16 protein-coding genes are annotated in these 20,322 nt (G+C 38.4%); 6 read left to right on the top strand and 10 right to left on the bottom strand.

The features are described 5' to 3' along the window. Window positions 1–5: 5 nt before the first annotated feature. Genes ACTIEV_RS03765 through ACTIEV_RS03755 form a run of 3 tightly spaced genes read right to left on the bottom strand, consistent with a single transcriptional unit; the run spans window position 6 to window position 3,139 of the window. Window positions 6–1,472, bottom strand: a complete 1,467-nt coding sequence (locus ACTIEV_RS03765) for an SET domain-containing protein-lysine N-methyltransferase (protein ID WP_439516117.1) — start codon at window positions 1,470–1,472, stop codon at window positions 6–8. A 10-nt stretch (window positions 1,473–1,482) separates the two neighbouring features. Further along, window positions 1,483–2,637: a hypothetical protein gene (locus ACTIEV_RS03760; RefSeq protein ID WP_322196476.1), complete on the bottom strand. Its 1,155-nt coding sequence runs from the start codon at window positions 2,635–2,637 to the stop codon at window positions 1,483–1,485. A 7-nt stretch (window positions 2,638–2,644) separates the two neighbouring features. Further along, window positions 2,645–3,139: an SET domain-containing protein-lysine N-methyltransferase gene (locus ACTIEV_RS03755; protein ID WP_322196475.1), complete on the bottom strand. Its 495-nt coding sequence runs from the start codon at window positions 3,137–3,139 to the stop codon at window positions 2,645–2,647. Window positions 3,140–3,295: 156 nt separating this feature from the next. Between ACTIEV_RS03755 and ACTIEV_RS03750 the strand changes: the two genes are divergently transcribed. The 3 genes from ACTIEV_RS03750 (at window position 3,296) to ACTIEV_RS03740 (ending at window position 5,448) form a co-directional block, all read left to right on the top strand. Then, on the top strand, window positions 3,296–3,769 hold the full coding sequence (locus ACTIEV_RS03750; protein ID WP_250687054.1) for a RidA family protein: 474 nt from the start codon (window positions 3,296–3,298) through the stop codon (window positions 3,767–3,769). Then, complete coding sequence (locus tag ACTIEV_RS03745; protein WP_439516116.1) at window positions 3,766–4,884, top strand: D-TA family PLP-dependent enzyme; 1,119 nt, start codon at window positions 3,766–3,768, stop codon at window positions 4,882–4,884. The genes ACTIEV_RS03750 and ACTIEV_RS03745 overlap by 4 nt, the downstream gene beginning before the upstream one ends. A gap of 99 nt (window positions 4,885–4,983) precedes the next feature. Further along, window positions 4,984–5,448 (top strand): hypothetical protein, encoded by a 465-nt coding sequence (locus ACTIEV_RS03740; RefSeq protein ID WP_439516115.1) that lies wholly within the window; start codon window positions 4,984–4,986, stop codon window positions 5,446–5,448. A 48-nt stretch (window positions 5,449–5,496) separates the two neighbouring features. Here ACTIEV_RS03740 and ACTIEV_RS03735 read toward each other — a convergent pair whose 3' ends face one another. Beyond that, window positions 5,497–8,274 (bottom strand): S8 family peptidase, encoded by a 2,778-nt coding sequence (locus ACTIEV_RS03735; protein ID WP_322196472.1) that lies wholly within the window; start codon window positions 8,272–8,274, stop codon window positions 5,497–5,499. A 260-nt stretch (window positions 8,275–8,534) separates the two neighbouring features. On the opposite strand from ACTIEV_RS03735, the gene ACTIEV_RS03730 reads away from it, so the two are divergent. Continuing rightward, complete coding sequence (locus ACTIEV_RS03730) at window positions 8,535–9,347, top strand: M57 family metalloprotease (protein WP_322196470.1); 813 nt, start codon at window positions 8,535–8,537, stop codon at window positions 9,345–9,347. 93 nt (window positions 9,348–9,440) lie between these two features. Here the strand turns inward: ACTIEV_RS03730 and ACTIEV_RS03725 are convergent, their stop codons facing one another. The 4 genes from ACTIEV_RS03725 to ACTIEV_RS03710 all read right to left on the bottom strand — a co-directional run bounded on the left by ACTIEV_RS03725 (window position 9,441) and on the right by ACTIEV_RS03710 (window position 12,836). Then, window positions 9,441–9,908 (bottom strand): hypothetical protein, encoded by a 468-nt coding sequence (locus tag ACTIEV_RS03725; RefSeq protein ID WP_439516114.1) that lies wholly within the window; start codon window positions 9,906–9,908, stop codon window positions 9,441–9,443. A gap of 65 nt (window positions 9,909–9,973) precedes the next feature. Then, complete coding sequence (locus ACTIEV_RS03720) at window positions 9,974–10,495, bottom strand: DMT family transporter (RefSeq protein ID WP_322196467.1); 522 nt, start codon at window positions 10,493–10,495, stop codon at window positions 9,974–9,976. After that, the gene (locus tag ACTIEV_RS03715; RefSeq protein ID WP_322196466.1) at window positions 10,443–11,684 is read right to left on the bottom strand and encodes a DEAD/DEAH box helicase; all 1,242 of its coding nucleotides are present in this window, start codon (window positions 11,682–11,684) and stop codon (window positions 10,443–10,445) included. Before ACTIEV_RS03715 ends, ACTIEV_RS03720 begins: the two co-directional genes overlap by 53 nt. Window positions 11,685–11,762: 78 nt before the next feature. Beyond that, entirely contained in the window at window positions 11,763–12,836 is a 1,074-nt protein-coding gene (locus ACTIEV_RS03710; RefSeq protein ID WP_439516113.1) for an iron-containing alcohol dehydrogenase family protein, read from the bottom strand. A gap of 386 nt (window positions 12,837–13,222) precedes the next feature. On the opposite strand from ACTIEV_RS03710, the gene ACTIEV_RS03705 reads away from it, so the two are divergent. Both ACTIEV_RS03705 and ACTIEV_RS03700 read left to right on the top strand, forming a co-directional pair. Beyond that, on the top strand, window positions 13,223–14,281 hold the full coding sequence (locus ACTIEV_RS03705; protein WP_439516112.1) for a hypothetical protein: 1,059 nt from the start codon (window positions 13,223–13,225) through the stop codon (window positions 14,279–14,281). Beyond that, window positions 14,278–17,874: a sulfatase-like hydrolase/transferase gene (locus tag ACTIEV_RS03700; RefSeq protein WP_439516111.1), complete on the top strand. Its 3,597-nt coding sequence runs from the start codon at window positions 14,278–14,280 to the stop codon at window positions 17,872–17,874. The genes ACTIEV_RS03705 and ACTIEV_RS03700 overlap by 4 nt, the downstream gene beginning before the upstream one ends. Here ACTIEV_RS03700 and ACTIEV_RS03695 read toward each other — a convergent pair. Next, a complete protein-coding gene (locus tag ACTIEV_RS03695) occupies window positions 17,871–19,076 on the bottom strand; it encodes a hypothetical protein (RefSeq protein WP_439516110.1) in 1,206 nt (401 codons plus the stop codon). The two genes, ACTIEV_RS03700 and ACTIEV_RS03695, sit on opposite strands and share 4 nt — an antisense overlap. Then, window positions 19,058–20,320, bottom strand: a complete 1,263-nt coding sequence (locus tag ACTIEV_RS03690) for a YaiO family outer membrane beta-barrel protein (protein WP_439516109.1) — start codon at window positions 20,318–20,320, stop codon at window positions 19,058–19,060. The genes ACTIEV_RS03695 and ACTIEV_RS03690 overlap by 19 nt, the downstream gene beginning before the upstream one ends. Window positions 20,321–20,322: the final 2 nt, after the last annotated feature.

Here is a 20,322-nt window from a genome sequence, read left to right as displayed (position 1 = left end):
TTCGTTTAAGAACGACGAGTACTTTCTCTTTGTGTTATGGTATTACCCGTTGTGCCGGTGATCCGTTTTCTGCAGTTGGTGGAACCGCATTGGCATTCAAAAGGCTCCATGTGTTCATCCAAGAATGTGGCGTAATCGAGGGTTAGTTCTTCACCTTGTTCTATATGTCGGATGGCGATGACATTCAAGCCATCATAAGCAGTATTTGGTTGGCAACTGTGGTTTTGCGGAGCCCATGCTGCCGGATCATTATCCCAGAGCAAAAATACTTCATTGCTTACCGGATAAGCATAGCGACGAAAAATTTCTTTTTCAACATCATTCCAATGTGTTTCTACATGACGTTTTGTGACCATGCGTTGAGACTGTTCTTCGCCCATGAAAATCACTTCATTACACATGATAGATCGTGTTGCATAAATACCAAAACCGGACAATGCATTTCCTTTGATCTGATATTTTTTCTGCATGCGTAAGTGACGTGAAATTCCTTCTTCAATCATTTTTTTTAAAAATCCGGCCTGACCAATTCCATCATATTGTAAAATATAATCTGCCGATCCTTCATATCCATCTGTATAAAAAACAGAGCAGGTAAAATTGATTTCCAGGAAATACAAGTGCTGATTTGCATCCATTCTAAAATCCAGTCTGGCATAACCCACGCCATTGAACCCTTTGAAGATTTTAATAGCAGCTTCTTTTAACGCATCACTGATTCTAGTATCCTTACAAGGAATATTGGCAGAAGGATGTAAGGCTGATGTTTTTAATGCATAGGTCTTGAATTGATACCCTTCCGGAAAAATAAATTCAACCGGTTGAAAAGCCGTAGCGGTTTTTCCATTGGCATCAGCCATCACTAAAACCGTGAACTCTCTTCCTTCAATATATTGTTCGATCAATAACTGTGGATATTCCGGCAATAATAGCTGTACCTGTTGCAATAACTCTTCTCTATTGTGCACCAAGGAATGTTCATCAATGCCAAGACTGTCTCCCGCTTTAGAAGGTTTTACAAACAATGGAAAAGGAATATCAACCGTATTCAAATCATCTAAATCATTCACCAATGCGTAAGCAGGTGTAGCAACCCCCTCACAATAAGCCAAATATTTCATGATCTCTTTAGATGGATCATATAATTTGGTATTAGGTCCCGTATAAGGTAACCCTAATAACTCCAAGGTATAGATCACATCAATGGAAGGAACTTCCCATTCCAGATAGCCTTCGCAAAGGTTGACGAATACATCATAGTTTTTGTATTGTAACGCTTTCAGTTGTTTGTAGGTAGTGAGTTTATTCAGAAACACATGATCAACCTCGGCGCCGGGTAGTAATGAAGAAAGATCTCTTGGCGGATCATAATTTTTATAATCGACATTGGTAGTGCTGTAATCGGGTTGCAGTACACAAATTTTTTTACCCTTTGCCCAGTTATTATTCACCGTATCTACTGTTGTTTTCACGAAACTTTATTTAATATCCTGCATACACCGGAGCGGGTTGGTATTTCTCCGTTTGTTTCAATTGATGACGTTTCACTGCTTCTGTAAGAATGGTTTGTATCAGTGTAGTAAAACTTTCATCATTCACTTTTAGGATAGCACCAATGGAAGTATAATCTTCATCCTCACTCAATCCGCATTGAGCATTCACTTCGAGTACATACAATTCTCCGGTATTAGCATCTTGTCGGATATCCACTCTTGTATAACCCGTTCCTTTTACTGACAGGAATGCAGCCAGACTCAGTGCTTTTATTTGGTCTTGAAGTGATGTAGGCGCTTTTTGATATTCATAAAAATTTTCATCGGAAGGCATGGGTGTTTCTTCTTCATAGATCTCCCATAAACGATCAAATGACAAGAATTTTTCTTTTTCGGGAAGAGAGGAATGAAATACTCTTTCCACCGCATCATACACCCTGCAATGATCCGGTTCATACCATGAACCCACAATCATAGTAGTAAATTCAGGACCCTGAATAAATTGTTCTGCTATGATTCCATCGGCCGCCAAATTCCATCCACGGTAGCCTTTGAACATTTCCATCACTTGCTCTTTTAGTTCTTGTTCATTACTTACCACATTGCGAATACCCACGCCCATGCTACCACCGGAAACAGCCGGTTTTACAATCAACGGGATTCCCAATGCTTGAACTACTTCTTTTGTGGCATCTTCCGGTACTAAAATGGTTTTCCATGCTGCAGTAGCAACTCCCCCAGCATCAAAAGCTTTTTTCATCGGGATTTTAGAAGTGGTGATCCGATAAAAATATTCATCAGCACCGGTATAGATCAATCCTGATGATGCTAATAATTGTACCACTGAAATACCGGGTGTTCCATTGACTTCATCGCCATCACAAAGATTAAGTACGATGGGAAAACTTTTTCCGCTTTGCTTTTCATTGAGAATCGTTGCAATGATAGCTGCATAATCTTCCATTGTTACAGGCTGCCATTGCCAATCCATATTCAATGCAGCAAAAACACGTGTATACTCACCGATGCTCTGTGAAAAATCGTAGTAATAATCAATGTTCGGATCATTTGTTACCAAAGAAGGAGCCAGTACCCAAATTTTTAAACGACCATATTCCTCCGCAGTTAATAAATTCATCAACATGTAAATCTTATCTGTTTTTCAGTTGCAGGTGTATAAATGAATTCAAACGATAGGCTTGCAAAATTTCTTCTCTTAATGCAGCAGCACCTTCAATAATACCTAAACAGTTTTTAGCGCCACAAGTACAGTTAAATGCGCTTGCCATTTTCCATTCTGTAGAAGGATAAAAAAATACCATTTCATCACCCGGCTGAACTGCTTTCAACGCTGTCAATTGTAAATTATCTGTATCGAAGAATACATTGGGATCACAACTATGATTGGTATACTGCAAACAATCAGGAGATAAAAGAATATGTTTTCTCAAACCCAATTGTAAAGTTTTATAACTAGGTGTATCTACAATTTCAGCAGCACTGAATTCACAAATGATTTCTCCCTGATCAAAAAAAGCATTGGCGTGTAAAGAAAATTGTCCGGTTGCGGGGTTTCTAACTACCCTTGCAAAATCAACCCGATCATTCTTGAGCGGTTCGGGAATCACGAGTGGGAGTGGTATCATGCCGGGTTTATCGTTGGTTGCTTAAAGTTCTCCAATAGAACAGTATACCTGTATGAATTACAGCGTTTATTAGTCCACATTTTGAATATGAATTATCAACAATGAACAGCTTGTTACAGGATTTAATAACTTGCCGGTAAAGAATCACTGACCATTATGCCACAACATACCCCGGAACAAGCATTTGCCGCATTGAACCTGAGTTTACCTCCCGCTCCTGAACCGCTTGGTTTGTATAAGCCTTGTTTGGTTGATGGCGAGTACTTGTATTTATCCGGACACGGTACTTTACAAAACGATGGCAGCTGGATTGTAGGTATTGTTGGATTGGATATGGACAAAGAAGCAGCTAAGCTGGCAGCCCGACAAGTTGGATTGGCCATGATTGCCACCATTAAAAAAAACATAGGCAGTCTTGATAAAATCAAGCGTGTGATCAAAGTTTTAGGGATGGTCAATGCTGTTCAGGGTTTTGCAGATCATCCTTTTGTAATCAATGGTTGTAGTGAATTGTTTGCTGCGATCTGGGGACCCGATAATGGTATTGGAGTAAGAAGTGCCGTAGGAATGAGCTCCTTACCCGGAAATATTCCTGTTGAAATTGAAGCCATTTTTGAATTACATGTATGAATCATCATCAAGATAACTGGTATACAGTAACTGATCCATCTGTATTGGATACACCCGCATTATTGGTATATCCTGAACGTGTGCAACACAATATTGATGCGGCGATTCATTTGGTAGGTGACCCTTCAAGACTCAGACCACATATCAAAACACATAAAACGCAAGAAGTTACTGAGTTACTGATACGTTCAGGCGTACATCAATTCAAATGTGCTACGATTGCCGAAGCAGAGTTGTTGGGAATCTGTAAAGCAAAAGATGTGTTGCTGGCATATCAACCCGTTGGACCTAAATTGAAACGTTTTCTTGCACTCATTGAACATTATCCGGATACACAATATGCATGTTTAACAGATACGATTGCTGCGGCACAAGAAATAGCGCATGCTGCCCAACAAGCAAATATTGTTCTCCCTGTTTTTATCGATTTGAATGTGGGGATGAACAGAACCGGTATTGCACCGGAAGATGCATTGAGTCTAGTTGATTTTTGTTTACAACAATCATCTATTCAACTTGCCGGATTGCATGCTTATGATGGACATATCCGTCATCCTGATCCCATAGAAAGAAAACAAATTTGCGATGCTGCATTTGCAAGAACAAAAGCTTTGCAAAAAAAGATAGAAGATCAGTATGGGAGCACTTTATCCATTATTGCAGGTGGTAGTCCCAGTTTTCCTATTCATGCGCAAAGAGAAAACATGGTTTGCAGTCCGGGTACATTTGTGTATTGGGATCATGGCTATGCTTCTTTATTTCCTGAACAACCTTTTATTCCTGCAGCATTGGTTTTAACAAGAATTATTTCTTTACCTGCTCCCGGAATGATCTGTACAGATCTTGGTCATAAATCTGTTGCAGCTGAAAATCCATTGGATAAAAGAGTGGTGTTTTTGAATGCTCCTGAATTAAAAGCCATTTCACAAAGTGAGGAACATTTGGTTTTGGCCGCACCTGAAAATCATACTTACCGACCCGGTGATATTTTATACGGATTACCGATGCATATTTGTCCAACCTGTGCTTTATATGAAAGAGCCATTACTATTATCCGGCATCAAGTAGAGGGGGAATGGATGATTCGTGCACGCGATAGAAAAATTCAATACTGAATAAACAGTACCATTATAAACAACTGTAAATCAACTAATAATTGATTGGGTACCAAACTGGCATCCTATTTGCACTATACAGGTATAAAACTTTGAAACATGAAGAAAGTACTATTACTCTTATTGATTTCGTTGGGATACTTGAGTCAAGAGAGTGCACATGCACAAATACGTATCAATGCCAACATTAATATTGGAAACCAGCCTTTATGGGGACCTGTTGGGTATGATTATGTAGATTATTACTATATGCCTGATATTGATGTGTATTATCATGTTCCGCAGCGCCAATTCATTTACCTGGATGGTGGCAGATGGATTTTTGCAGCTTCTTTACCGGGTAGATACAGAGGTTATAATTTATATGCATCCCCAAAAATTGTGATCAATGAGCCCAGACCTTATCTAAGAGCAGATGTATATCGTGTAAAATATAAAAACTGGAAAGGGCCGAAACAAATTGTAATCAGAGACAGTGATGATGATCGTTACAGAAATCATCCGGGTAAAGGCAATGGTCGTGGAAATGGTAACGGAAAAGGGAAAGGAAAAAACAAAGGATAACATATACCCCCTTGATGAAAAAAGCTGTTCGTTCATCGGGCAGCTTTTTTATTGTACTATAAGCCGTCCATTCAGTGTTCGATTATTGGCTTGCATGATCACATAAAAATAAATGCCTCTTTGCAATAAAGGCATGCGAAGCTGATTACGAAATCCTGTTAGGGATTCTTTCATCATCAATCTGCCAAACACATCGTACAAACGAAATTCTCGATTATCAGGATCCGCATCCATAATATTTAACGCAGCGCCCGGCTGTATCGGATTTGGAAATACATAATACGCTGCTGTACCAAAAAGAAGTACTTGCTCCGGTTGTGTATAATAAGTAGCTCCATTTTGCAATTCAATTTTTGCACGATACACATTCAATCCATTATTGGCAGGAGTAGTAATTATTAACTGGTTAGTAGTAACAGGTGCTATTTCGCTAAACGCTGCAAATCCGGAAGCGGTTAATTTTTCAAATACCACTTTTACAACCTGATAAGTTGTACCCAGCTGTAAACTAAGTCTTGCAGCATTCGTACCGGAGGGGTCTGCAATAAATCCACTGATATAACAAGCCACTTGTTGTTGTCTATAATCAAATGTGTAAGCACGTCTTCCTTCTATTTGCGATGGTAGTATGGGTGCTACACTGAAAAAACTATACGGATTATTCTGCTTCAATTGAATCAAAGCGGTATCACTAAGTGTAATAAACGGTTCGAGATATTTTTCTCCAAGTCTATATACGCGATAGCTGTCAACTTTCGCTTTTTGCCAATAGATCAGGAATGAATCTGAACAATTGAAACCAGTATTGATCTGTAAATTGTTAGAGATGCCAACAGTATCACTCAACCAAAATCGCTGTGCTATCTTCATACGTAACTGAATAGCAGCCGCAGTATCAGGTGGTTGCCACTGAAAATAGCGTTGCGCAAGATCCACGCCGTGAGCTACTGTTTGCCAGTTACCATCATTTAATTTGTATTCTAAAGTAGCCGTGTCCGTTATTGTGCTTTCCCAGCGTATTGTATTTTTTCTTGCAGGATCAAGTAAGTCATCTTTTACAGGATAACTAAATACAAAATGTGAACTCGTATCAAATTGCCAGGCAATCACAAATGCTTGTTTAAATAGTGGAATAGATGCTCCTATGATTTTGATGTTATAGTTACCCGGAGGAGGTGTGGCAATGGTTATTTGTTCATGATTATTGAGTGTATCTCTTTTTCTTACTGCAGGTTTACGCAACGAATCTGCGTGTGGAAAGGAATTCAAAACCCAGGGTTGCCATGTTTGAGAACTTGACGGATGTTCTAATACCAAGTCTAAATCATTCACCAACGCCTTGTAGGAATTGCCTTGTCCTGGATGATCTGTCCAGCTAAGTGTTACTTTCAAATTAACCGCCCCATTGGGTATCGTGATTGAATGCAATCGCTGTTCTTGATCACTGACCAAGTCATGCAAAAACCTATTTTCTTGAATGGTTTGTATAGCCCTGTAAGCATTCACCATTCCATATCCCGAAATAAAATCAGGACCGGGTGATTCAATATCATCGGCACTGTTAAATAGAACAGCACGAATCATATCATTATTAGCTTCTCTACTATTTTTTTGCTGATAGGACTGCTGTACTAAAGCAGCAATACCAGAAACGATCGCAGCAGCTCCTGAAGAACCATCCTCACCTAAAGCAACCAATTCTGGTTTTAACCTACCATCATAAGCAGGTCCGCGAGAGCTAAGTGGTGGCACCACTCCAAAAGAATCGATTGCACCAACTGATATAGTATTCTTCGACATTTTAAAACTGCCGGTGAGATTGGCAAAACCATTGATACCTGCATAGTTTCCCGACGAAGAGGTTTGCATGCCCTGATTTCCTGCGGAAAAAACATGCAGTAGGCTGGTCATCTCAACATTTGTCTGTTGATCATACGCGGCAGCATCCGCCCCATAATAGTTTTCGATACCTGTTCCGTAAGAATGATTTTGAACACGCACACGCATCTGCATCAAGTCAGATAATGGATCCGGAAGTAGATTCGCAAAATCTGATGAAGCAATAGAAGCCCCATAAGCAAACCCTTTCCCCGTATAATAAGTATTTCCTCCTCCTGCTGCTATAGTTGCCATAGTAGTGGCATGTGTTTCCATTCTGGGTGATGCCAGCGATGAAGAAAGATAGCGTCCTTTAAAATCGATATCTGCTGTATCTAATTTATTTTCTTTGATTGAAATAGTACGACCACTACCATTGATCGATGGCCATATACGATGTGCAAGATTACCTTTATTGGTAGATAGATCAAATCCGGTCAATTCTCTTTCTAGCCTTGGTTTAGATACGGGCGCAATGAATACAATAGAGGGATCTTGTATTACATGATCTTCCATCCATTTCCATGAGGTTTTGATTTGGATGTATTTGCCGGATACACGCATCACCGTTACCGAATCCCTTGATGCAACCCATTGCTTTACGATGGTTGTATCAAAGGTTTCAATCAGCCATGTTTGTTGTGAGTGATCGCTGCCAGTTCTTGAAGGCATCACAAACCCGGAAGGAAATTTCCAAAGATCATTCACAGGCATCAACTTTCCCTGAGGTAAAAGAGACGCAAGGGTTTTAGTATCCTGTATCCGTACAATAGCAATGGTATCTGCCAGTTTTCTGAGAACCTGTGTATGGGGAGGTAGTTTTCCGGTGCATGCAAATACTTTTTTTGTTGAGTCTTTTTTGAGTGAATGTGATTGAAGTGGTTCAACAAAACTTTTCAGTACATCCGGGATGATTTGTCTGTGCATAGATTGAGTCCGAGCAGACATAGTAATCAGTAACGATAAACAAAGCAAAACACTTCTCATGTATATAGGAGACTGGAATATTAAAGATAGGTAAATCGTTTTTTCAGTTATCTACGTATCTAAAATAAGAACGGACTGCAATTTTTTTCGTGTTTCTGAATCAGTTTGCGGTTTTGCAACGGCGTTGCCCAAATTTGCTTTCGTCTGATTCATACATTGCTTAAATTCAGTCTGAAATCCAATGATGCTGTAAACCATTTGTAAAATCCAAACTAAAACACATGAGAAAAAACATGCGCCTTTCTTTAGCTGTTATTGCTTTATTGATAACAGCTGTTTCCTGTCAAAAAGCAGTTGCTCCCGAGCAAGAAATCCAAAAAGAAGTTACACAAGATGTTATTAACAGTGTAAAAGCACTGGGCTTCTCTTCTGATAATATTATTGCAGAAGATGGCGGTTATATTGTTGAGGGAGATATTTTTATTCCTGCTAATGAACTAAAACGCTCTTTAAATGGAGCCATTCTTCGCGTTGGTGATGTGGAGCAGTACCGAACTACCAATTTGGTAACTGGCTTACCAAGAACCATTACTGTTGCATTGACCAGCAGAATTGATGCCGCTATTTATGGTCCTGTTTTGGATGAAGTGGTTCGTCGATTTAATGCAGAAAATTTACAAATCACTCTTCAAAGAGTAAGTTCAGGAGCAAATATCACTTTCGATCGTGCAAGTGGTAGTTATCTTGCTTCAGCAGGTTTCCCAACTTCTAGCGGACAGCCTTTTAACTCTGTAAAAGTGAATACCAGAGCAATTGGCTCCGGCACCTCTTCTACTTTTATCAATTATGCAGCAACCATTTTTGCACATGAGTTAGGTCACTGTATTGGTTTCCGTCATACAGATTATATGAACCGTGCTTATAGCTGTGGTGGATCTGCCGTGAATGAAGGTGCTTCAACTGTTGGCGCTATTCTGATTCCAGGTACTCCAAGCGGACCCGATCCCAATTCATGGATGTTAGCTTGTATTGGCAGCGGTGTAAACCGTCCATTCAATGCTAACGATAGAACAGCATTAAATTATTTGTATTAATACCCAAAGCATTATTAAATAACAAGCAAGAATGGTTTACAGCAAGAAGGGCGACAGAATCTGTCGCCCTTCTTAATTTCAGTATAAAGATCATTACGCTTCTTTTTCTTTTTTTCTGCTATTTCTTCCAACCGCATAATGTGGTTTCAAGTCTTTATAAATCTGACCAAATTGTTCACTTCCCGATAATGCTGCATTTTTTGAATTATGGAAATACGCCCTGGTTTGCTTCAAAATTTCATTCCCCAACAATAGTTTCGCATCTTCCATTTTAGTTTTTACTTCTTCCAATTCATGTAATAGCTCATTGTATTGCTTGTATAACTGGATATAATTATTACAAGTATTCACATCTACATAAGAAGGAACTGTGGCCGGGTTTTTTCGCATGGATAAAACGGCCTTCTCTACAAACTCTTTCTTTTTATCATTCAACTTGAACATACTTCTGCGTTCAGCAGGCTTTAATTTAATATGCTGCGGAAGCATATTTCTGAGTGCGGCAATATGCTGTCTAAAAGACATTAACTCTGATCCTACAAAGCTTCTGAAAGAGGCCATAAGACGTTATTTTTTACTATAACGTCTATTCAAATTAGAAAATTGCTCATTCCGAGCATTTTAATCTAGCCCTTACGATTAATCAGGTAAGCACCCCCAATCAACATCAATACACCCATTATTTTACCCCAGTTAATGGGACTTTGCTTAAATCCAAATAGTCCGAAATGATCAAATACAAGGGCAAATAATAGTTGTCCGGCTATCACCAACGCAAATACATTGGCTGAACCGATCTGTTGAACGGAAAAAATAATGACAGTTACAAAGAACGCCCCAAGTAAGCCCCCGGAAAATTTATACCACTCTATTTGTTGCAGTTGTTGGGTACTCGGCAATGTTTGTTTGGTGAAAAGAATGATTAATGCCAGCGCAATGGTTCCGACCACAAAAGAAATGAATGCCGCCACCCACTGATTGTTCACGGCTGTTTTTAGCTGACTATTCACGCCCGCTTGCGTGGTAATCGTTAATCCCGCCAACAGGGCAGGATATAAACCAGGTATTTCATGAAATGATGTTTGGTATAAAAGTTTATGACTGTCTTTGTCTCCCGCCTCTTGGTGGACCCGATCTTCTGTTTCCATTGGATCTTCTGTTTTGTCCGCCTTGTCTGGGTGCACGAGGATGATAAGCAGGCGTTGCGCCAAATTCTTCAGGTACTGTTCCTTTTAAAACCGGCTCACCGAGTAGTGTTTCAATGGCGGCAAATTTGTTTTGCTCTTTTTCGCTTACCAGTGTAAAAGCTGTGCCTTTGCTGGCTGCACGGGCTGTTCTGCCGATACGGTGCACATAATCCTCCCCATCATTGGGCACATCAAAATTGATAACGAGATCAATATCTTCTATATCAATTCCCCGACTCAAAATATCCGTAGCCACCAATATGTTTAGCTTCTTATTTCTAAAATCTTGTAGCACCTGCTCTCGTTTGTTTTGATCCAAATCAGAATGAATTTCTTCTGCAGAAAGTTTGGCACGCTTCAATTCTGTTGTCAGCTGTTTTACATTTTGTTTCTTGGAACAAAAAACAATGACATTTTGAAACTTATTACTACCCAACATATCTTTTATGATGGGAATCTTTTGTGGTTCGTATACAATAAAAGCTTTTTGAACGATTTGTTCCGGTGGTTTAGAAATGGCAATATTGATTTCTACCGGTTCACGTAAAATCTTTCTCGCCAGCTCTCTCATTTTCATCGGCATGGTGGCTGAGAAAAGCAGGTTCTGTCTTTCTTTGGGCAGAAAAGAAATGATCTTCATGATATCATCATTGAATCCCATATCCAGCATTCTGTCTGCTTCATCCAATACCAAATACTTCAAGCCTTTGAGCTTTACATATCCCATGTTCAGGTGTGCAATCATTCTTCCCGGTGTACAAACCACAATATCTACCCCCTGTGTCAAAGCTTTCTTCTCGGCATTAAAAGAATCACCGCCACTTCCGCCATATACCGCAATAGAACTTACGTCTGTGAAGTAAGAAAGCCCTTCCAGACTTTCTGCAATTTGAATGGCCAGTTCACGTGTAGGAACAATGATCATGGCATTGATCTCATGAGAATCATGTGGAACCGTTAATAAGCGATGTATTAGTGGCAGTAAAAAAGCAGCTGTTTTTCCGGTGCCGGTTTGTGCAGAAGCAATGATATCTTTTCCTTCTAAAATGGGTACCATCACCTGTTGTTGAACCGGTGTGGCAGTTTCATAACCCATGGCATCGATGCCGTCTAAAATGCGTTGATCAAGTCCTAAATCTGTAAACTTCAAATTGGTCTGTATTTAATTGAATTCCTGTAAAGATACTGTTTAATGTTCGCGTCTTAGAAAACAAACTAGAACCAACCGTTACAGTTTCTCATACAAAGCTCTTAATTTTTCTCGGGTCATAATCTTCTCCCAGTCTTTTCCCAAAGCATTCTCCCACAAGGGTTTCATACCTATTGAAACGTTAATCATCGTATCAAACTGTTCATCTGTGAGTCCTTTACAGATCCCTTGAGGGATATCGATCTTATTTTTTTCAACCATGTATTTGAATTCTTTTACCCCTGCCGGATAGTATTCTTCCAGATGATTCATCACAATACAATTACCAATTCCATGTTTGGTGCCGAGTAAATAGCTGAGTCCATAACTCACGGCATGTGCAACACCCACCTGAGAATACGCAATACTCATTCCACCTGCATAGGAAGCCATCATCAGTTGATCATCGCTCTCATCATCCCAATGATCTTTGGCTACAAATACTTTCTGACAAAGCTCCAATGCTTTCTCGCCATAACTTTTGCTGAATTCATTCAGGTAAGTACCTTCCAAACTTTCGATGCAGTGTATATAACAATCCATTCCGGTATAAAAACGTTGATTCACGGGTGCGTACTTAGTCAATTCCGGATCCAATACAATTTGATCAAAAGGTGTAAAATCGCTGTTCATTCCCAATTTCCTTGTAGGACCGGTAAGTACGGTTGTTCTACTTACTTCTGCTCCGGTTCCACTCAGGGTAGGAATACCCGCTTTATATACTCCCGGAAACTTCACCAGATCCCATCCCTGGTAATCGGCAGAAGAGCCGGGGTTATTCATCATCAGCGATACAGCTTTCGCCAGGTCCATGGTAGAACCACCACCAATACCTATGATACCACTAACGGTTCCAAAGCTTTCCTTTAAACTATTCGCCAAAGCATCTACCTGCGTTGTTTTAGGCTCGTAGGTAACATCAGCAAAAATGATCTTGTCTTTTCCACGCAAGGGTATTCTGTTCACCAATGGCTTACCCTCAAAGAAATGATCGACCAGAAAAATCATGGGTGCATCTGCTTTTCTCCGAGGCGCCAGTATCTCATCTAGCTGGTTAAAAGCCCCTCTACCAAAGACAACATAATCCACCATTTTAAAATTGCGAAAGCTCATATCAAAAATTTTGAATCCCTATAATAGTACAAACATAGTCAGAACGATTTACTTCCTAAAGATCTCTTAGCCAAAACAAGGCTGCCGGCTTAAATTTCAACTAAATTTTATTTGATTAAAGTCATTCGATGGTTTTACAGAATAACTTTGAAAAAACATATTCTCCTTATACCTCAGGTAATAATTAGCTAACTATTTCGTTATTGACTGTTTTATAAGAAACCGGCAATTTTGAGAGCTTTTATGTTCAGATTGCGTAAATTAATGTCTTAAATATTCCCTAGCGGGAGCCAATCATTATTATTTGCCCGATGACTTTAACTGGGACTATTACGTTCTGCTTCACATTCCTATCCGGATCTATTGGAAGGGACTTTCTCAAATTCATGAATCCGGAAAATCTCATGGCAGGTGTGGAGATCATGTCTGTGTGTATTTTGTTGGTCGTAGCATTGATCTATATACAAACGATTGCTAAAAAAAGGCTTTTCTTTCACACCGAACGTATCAAAAGTAATATTGAAGTATGGATCAGTCATATCATTTTGGAGGAAACGATTGAAGGTATTGAGATCCCTAAAAAATTCTTCCGGATGTTAAATGATCCTAAAGCCAGACAGGTAGCGATTGATGAGTTGATCAAATGCAAAAAAAATTTTTCAGGTTCCGTTGCAGATAATATTGTTGCCTTGTACAACAAGTTGGGACTTCGGGAAGATTCTTTATTAAAAATGAAGAATAAGCGAAAATGGTATATACAAGCCAGGGGTATTCAGGAATTGTATTTAATGGATCAAAAAAACCTGTTGACAAAAATTTATCGCGAAACCAATAGTAAACATGAGTTTGTTCGTTCAGAAGCACAGATAGCAGTCATTCATCTGACGGGTTTTAATGGTCTTCGCTTTTTGGATGTGATTAGTTATCCGCTTACTTTGTGGCAACAAATTAAATTGCTGGAACAACTAAAATTATTTGGAAAGAAAGAAGATTTATCTGATAGAATACCCAAATGGTTAGCATCCAAAAACGATACTGTTGTTGTATTTGCACTAAGGCTTGCTGCGGAATATCAGCAGTTTGCTGTTAAAAACAATGTGATAGACTGTCTCGTACACCCAGCTAAAATTGTTCGAACCCAAGCGATCAAGACCCTTATTGTATTATCAGATGAGAAAACACCCTTTATGCTAGTAGGCTATTTTGCAAAAGAAGATTTTGAGAACCAAGCACATATTCTCAATAGTCTTCTGAATATGGCTACCGACGACCAAAAAGACTTTATGATCAGATTATTGGATGCCCCTGATAATATTATTAAAGTAAAAGCTGCTGCTGTACTAGTCAATAATTGTACAAATGGTATGCAAGTCGTTGAACAAAGAGCGGCAATAGAGCCTGAACCGTTTGAAAGAATACTCAGACATGTAAAAAGTGTGAAATGAACTGGGATACAGTTTTAAATATTGTTTTTGATATACTCACGTATGGAATATTTATTTATTCCACACTACTATTATTATCCTATATCGCTATTGCTATTTTTTCAATAGGAGAAACGAGAAAGTACATCCATAAAAATAGTTTTACAGATTATAGGATTCTTGCTTCATCTACGCATGCTCCATCTGTAAGTATTCTTGCGCCGGCTTATAATGAGGGAATGACCATTGTAGAAAATATCAGGTCCTTACTCTCTATATATTATGTAAACCTCGAAGTAATCGTCATCAATGATGGTAGTAAAGATGATTGTTTACAAAAAATGATTCAAGCCTACGATTTGGAGAAAATTGATTATTTCGTTGATTATAAAATTCAAACAAAAGAAGTTAGGGGTGTTTATAAAAGCCGCAATCCTATTCATCATAAACTATTGGTGGTAGATAAAGTAAATGGTGGTAAGGCAGACGCGTTAAACGTGGGTATTAACATCTCTTCCAATAAATACCTTGTTTGCATAGATGTGGATTGTATTCTGGAGCAGGATGCTTTATTAAAAATGGTAAAGCCGTTCCTCGAACAAACTAATGAACGCGTTATTGCTTCCGGTGGTGTTGTTCGTATTGCCAACTCTTGTATTGTTGAAGATGGTCGTTTGGTAAAGGTAAAATTGGCGGAAGATTATTTGCCAAGAATGCAGATACTCGAATATATCCGTGCATTTATTTTAGGAAGAATGGCCTGGAGCCGATTGAATGGATTGATGTTGATCTCCGGAGCATTCGGTGCTTTTGATAAGGAAATTGCCATCAAATGCGGTGGCTATGATCATAATACGGTTGGAGAAGATATGGAATTGGTGGTGCGTATGCGTCGTTATATGGAAGAGCGCAATGAAAAATACCGTGTAACGTATATTCCCGATCCGCTTTGTTGGACAGAAGCACCCAGTTCTTTTGATATTTTAGGCAGACAACGTAATCGATGGACCAGAGGAACGATTGAAACATTGAAGTTTCACAAGAAAATGTTTTTCAATCCGAAATATGGATTGCTGGGGATGCTGAGTTACCCCTATTGGTTTTTCTTTGAAATGTGCGCTCCGGTTATTGAATTCTTTGGTTTTGTGTGCTTCTTTTTATTTGCAGCTTTTGGCATGCTCGACTGGGGTTTCTTCTTTGCCTATTTACTATTCATTGTTTCATTTGGATACCTGTATTCTGCCTTCGCCATCCTCATGGAAGTGATTACTTATCATCAATACAAACGAAGAGTTGATGTTCTGATTTTATTTTTAACTGCATTGACAGAACCTTTTTACTTTCACCCATTTGTTGTGTGGAGCGCTATAAAAGGATATATTGACTATATCAGAAAAAAGAAGAGTTGGGGTGAAATGACCCGACAAGGATTTGCAAAGAAAACAGCTGATACACCACAGCCCATTACAGTTGTAGAAGAAGAAGTACCGGTTATTGATGCCGTACCTGTTGTAGAAGTAGTGCCTGAACCAATACCTGTGGTTACGGAAGAAGCTACTGTAAAAATTTCTTGGTACAGAAGAATTGTAGCTCCTATTTTGAATCAGATACCGGATGTATTATTCCAGTCGTTCCGTTATTATTTGGGGCACATACTTGCATTATTGCTTTTATTCATCATAGCCAGAGGCGTTGAAATTGGATTGGATTATAAAGAGCATGGAGAACCTGAATTTTTCAAACAAGTAATTCTGTATGGCTTAGCAAAAGATATTGCATTCATGTCCTCGTTAACTATTTGGTGTTTTGTTCCATTTACACTCATCTATGTATTTAGTAAAAAAGTAGCACATATCTCTTTTATTGTTTTGGGTTCACTGGCTGTATTAGTTCAGTTGGCATTGTCGCAATACTTTATACAATCATTTGTACCCTTGGGCGCAGATCTCTGGAGTTATTCATGGGCAGATATTCAACAAACAGTGGGTGCATCTGGTGGATTATCATGGATTGCCATAACGGGCTTATTTATCGCAATCACTTTATCCATTTTTGTTTTGATAAAGCTTCCAAAAAGATTGCTTGCAAATGATGGTATTACCGTATTTTTTATTCTGATGATTGTGACTGCAGGTATTAGAGACTTGAATACAGTCACTGCCGAACTCCAACCCGGAAGAGAATACAGTAACAATTTATCTCTCAATAAATCTTATTATTTCTATTCATCCAGCTTCCAGCGATTTTTCCCGAAAGATCTGGAAGAAGATATTTATCGTGACGATTATCAGTCAGACAATATACTTGCTGATACGGAAATTGATACCAAGAATTATCCATTTCTACATAAATCAGATAGTACTAAAAATGTGTTGGGCAGTTTCTTTTCACGGGAAGACTCTATACCTCCCAATATTGTCATACTCTTGGTGGAAGGATTGGGTAGGGCTTTTAGTAATCAAAATGCATATTTAGGTAGTTTCACACCTTTCCTTGATTCGCTTTCAAATAAAAGTTTATACTGGGAGAATTTCCTAAGTACAGGTGGAAGAACCTTTACAGTACTTCCTTCATTATTAGGCTCGCTTCCTTTTGGAAGTAGTGGATTCAATGAATTAGGCGATCAGATGCCAGCACATTTGTCGATTGCTAATTTGCTTAGATACAATGGCTATCAAACTTCATTCTTTTATGGTGGAGAGGCTTCTTTCGATAATATGGAAGCGTTTTTGAAAAAGACGGGAGTAGAAAAAATCTATGATGAAAGAAGCTTTAATGGATCCAAATACCAAAAACTTCCTGCTTCCTCCTCCGGTTTTAGCTGGGGCTATGATGATGAATCCCTCTTTAAACACGTATTGGCGAAATCTGAAGATGATAGCTTACGATCACAGTTGAATATCATCTTAACAGTAGCAACGCATAGTCCATTCCTGATCAATAATCAGCAGGAATACCTGAATCGTTTTGAAAGAAGAATGAGTGAATTAAAATTTGCTGAAGTACAAAAAAGAAATTATCGAAAATACCAAAATCAGTACTCCAGTATTCTATATGTAGATCATGCGATTCGACAGTTTATCTATGAATACAGTAAAAGAAAAGATTTCAAAAGAACAGTATTCATCATAACAGGCGACCATCGTATGCCTGAAATACCTATGAGTACGAAGCTGGATCGTTACCATGTTCCTTTGATCATTTACTCTCCTATGCTCAATAAAGCAGAGAAATTTTCAGCTGTTTCCAGTCATTTTGATATTGCGCCAACATTAACTGCATGGTTAAAATACAATTATGGCTTGGCTATGCCGAATATAAATACATGGTTGGGTACAGGTATTGATACAGGTAAAGTATTCCGAAACAATCACTCTATTCCACTAAAACAAACAAAGCCTGACTTAATTGACTATGTTAGGGGTTCATATATGCTCAATGGGGATGATCTATTTAAGATCAATGGTAATATGGATTTAGAACCGGATCCAACAAATGATAAGAAGTTTCAATTAAAATCTTCCTTCAACCAATTCAAAAGAAAGAATCTTCAGTTCATGCAAGAAAAGAAACTAATTCCTGATAGCCTTATTCAGAAATATACCCGCTATTAATTCTTATCTTTTTTGATACTATCATGATAATCATTCAGTATAGTGGTTACTAGAGGACGGTATAAACGCCAAAAGAAACTTTTACGCTCGAGTGGTTCTCTTTCTGTATACATCATCCATTTGAACAAAGCCACTCCTTTGAAATAAGAGGAAGAGAGTGAAATAGGATTATCACAGAAATCTGCTGAAAAATAAAAGAACCGATAATCGGAATTCATATGTGTAGTGATCGCCGGAAAAGTTGAAGGTATCTTGTATTGTGCCAATTCCGCCTGTCCGGCCTCATTCACATCTATCCTGAAATCTGAGATTACATGATTCACATTTTGATTGACATTGATGATATCGAACCAAAAAGAGTATTTCATTTTTTCTGGCATGCCATAATGATCCACTCCTTCTTGAGAAGCGTAAATATAGGGTAGTCCGTTTTTTAGATGCTTTTCATTTTCCAGAATCACTACCAGATCATTGTCTGCATTAATAAATGCTACTCCACCTTTTCTAAAAGGCCATTGATCATTATGTGTTCTTTTATAATTCTTGATGAGCCAGCTAGGTATTTCCTTGTTAATGGTTGTATCAAAAGATTCAAAATATCGACCAATCCAACCTGACCAGTGAATACCAAAAGTTTGTTCAAACTTATTTCTGATGGCGGGATCTGTTGGAGAACCAATAGAGTTAAACTCGGTGATAATGAGTTTTCTTTTTTGTTTCATTAATTCCAAAAAATAGAGATCCTGTTTACTCATGCCGCCATATACGATACCGGATCTGTCTTGTATATTACCTTGCTTAAACCATTCATTCCGAAAAACACCATAGGCATCTGTAATATAAGCTGCATCAGCATCTACACTCAACTTCTCTAGCTGAGTAGAATCGAATCGCTCCAATCCTTTTAGCTTATATTTTTCATCTTCTAATGGGAAAAAGCCAAAATAATCTTCATTGGGCTCGTAGCGATCGGTATTATTTTTCAAAAATTTTTCTTGATTCAATATCCAATGCAAAGAGAGGTGTTCTTGTCCTGGATATTCCACAACTGTTTTATCAACAATAGCAATCAGCAATTTTCTACCGGGCAGAAAAAACCAAACTACCAACATCCAGAAAGGCAATAGGAATATCACAATAGCGAGTAATCCTCGCCAAGAACTTTTAATAGGGGATTTTTTATTTAAAACCTTCTCAGACATCCAATACTGAATTGATATTGATTACCGATTGTTTTTGGTAGGTACTCTTGGTTCAACCAGCTACCATCAATCGTGAGTACATTAAATTTGGCAAACTTTTTTCTGAATATAAACCCTGCTTTATAAGAGGTTAGTTGCTGTACCCCATTTAACTGAATTACATTGAGTCTATCGTCGGGGGAAACACCATAACCGATATTGAAGCCTAACATATCATCAGCACTGGCATAATAGTAACGAGCAGATAAATTATAAGATGAAGAAACAGTACTAGTAAAAGTACTAGGTGTTATATAGGCTCTTGCACCAAAGAGCCAACTCTTATAGTATTTACCAATATATCCGGTATACACATAAGTAGGATCTCCTGAAAATTTTAGATAACGTACGCCTAATTCTGCTTCATAGCTTTTAGGAAGATTGGCATATAAAGAAAATCCACCTCGCCAACGGGGGAAAACACCAACATTATCAGAATAGGCCAACCCGACATAACTATAGAAAGTATTGGAAATACGCGGATAGGCTTCTAATTCATATTGATATCCATTTGACGCAAAACGATTGGCATAATTGAATCTTCCGATGATAGAACCGATACCGGTATTTCTGCCATAGTCTACACTCACCAGATGCCATGGATCATTAAACTGTTTATCGAAGGTTACAAAATCATAACTTACCCCAATTCTGTTTTTCACTGCATTTTCTCTGATACGATTGGCCAATGCTCTAGCTTCCGTATTATTTTTATTCAGTGATATGACCATCTGAATGGCTTTATCTGCCTCAATGAATCGTCTCATGGAATTCAACACCCGTGCTTTCTTTAGATACAATCCTTCTGACTTTGGATTGTACTTAATACCTTCTTCACAAATGGTTAATGATTTTTCATCCTCATCATTCCAAAATGTCATGTCTGCATAAGCCATGCATGCATCTTCATAACCCGGATTTTGTTTCAATACTTCTTCAAAACAAATCCTCGCGCTATCATAGTTTTTTGTCCAGGTATAGATTCTTCCTAAAAAAACACGCAGATCAGCATAATTAGGGCTTTTTTCTATGGCTTTATACAAATAGGTTTTAGCCTGCGGATAATTATCTTCATCGAATGCGGTTTTACGTGCAGCTTTTAACAATCCATCTGAACTGCTGGTATCTATTTGAGCAACAACAGGAGATACCGAAATGGCTAAGACCACAAAAAGAATTCGGTTTATGTTCACAATAAAAGACATAC

The organism is Sediminibacterium sp. (assembly GCF_051861365.1).
Lineage (GTDB): Bacteria > Bacteroidota > Bacteroidia > Chitinophagales > Chitinophagaceae > Sediminibacterium.
The sequence above is the reverse complement of the archived record's forward strand: the minus strand, read 5'-3'. Positions and strand labels throughout refer to the sequence as shown.

Excerpts from the sequence above, each read along its gene's own strand:
- ACTIEV_RS03760 (WP_322196476.1), bottom strand. The coding sequence starts at position 2,637 with ATGTTGATGAATTTATTAACTGCGGAGGAATATGGTCGTTTAAAAATT.
- ACTIEV_RS03755 (WP_322196475.1), bottom strand. The coding sequence starts at position 3,139 with ATGATACCACTCCCACTCGTGATTCCCGAACCGCTCAAGAATGATCGG.
- ACTIEV_RS03750 (WP_250687054.1), top strand. The coding sequence starts at position 3,296 with ATGCCACAACATACCCCGGAACAAGCATTTGCCGCATTGAACCTGAGT.
- ACTIEV_RS03745 (WP_439516116.1), top strand. The coding sequence starts at position 3,766 with ATGAATCATCATCAAGATAACTGGTATACAGTAACTGATCCATCTGTA.
- ACTIEV_RS03740 (WP_439516115.1), top strand. The coding sequence starts at position 4,984 with ATGAAGAAAGTACTATTACTCTTATTGATTTCGTTGGGATACTTGAGT.
- ACTIEV_RS03735 (WP_322196472.1), bottom strand. The coding sequence starts at position 8,274 with ATGTCTGCTCGGACTCAATCTATGCACAGACAAATCATCCCGGATGTA.
- ACTIEV_RS03730 (WP_322196470.1), top strand. The coding sequence starts at position 8,535 with ATGAGAAAAAACATGCGCCTTTCTTTAGCTGTTATTGCTTTATTGATA.
- ACTIEV_RS03725 (WP_439516114.1), bottom strand. The coding sequence starts at position 9,908 with ATGGCCTCTTTCAGAAGCTTTGTAGGATCAGAGTTAATGTCTTTTAGA.
- ACTIEV_RS03720 (WP_322196467.1), bottom strand. The coding sequence starts at position 10,495 with ATGGAAACAGAAGATCGGGTCCACCAAGAGGCGGGAGACAAAGACAGT.
- ACTIEV_RS03710 (WP_439516113.1), bottom strand. The coding sequence starts at position 12,836 with ATGAGCTTTCGCAATTTTAAAATGGTGGATTATGTTGTCTTTGGTAGA.
- ACTIEV_RS03705 (WP_439516112.1), top strand. The coding sequence starts at position 13,223 with ATGAATCCGGAAAATCTCATGGCAGGTGTGGAGATCATGTCTGTGTGT.
- ACTIEV_RS03700 (WP_439516111.1), top strand. The coding sequence starts at position 14,278 with ATGAACTGGGATACAGTTTTAAATATTGTTTTTGATATACTCACGTAT.
- ACTIEV_RS03695 (WP_439516110.1), bottom strand. The coding sequence starts at position 19,076 with ATGTCTGAGAAGGTTTTAAATAAAAAATCCCCTATTAAAAGTTCTTGG.
- ACTIEV_RS03690 (WP_439516109.1), bottom strand. The coding sequence starts at position 20,320 with ATGTCTTTTATTGTGAACATAAACCGAATTCTTTTTGTGGTCTTAGCC.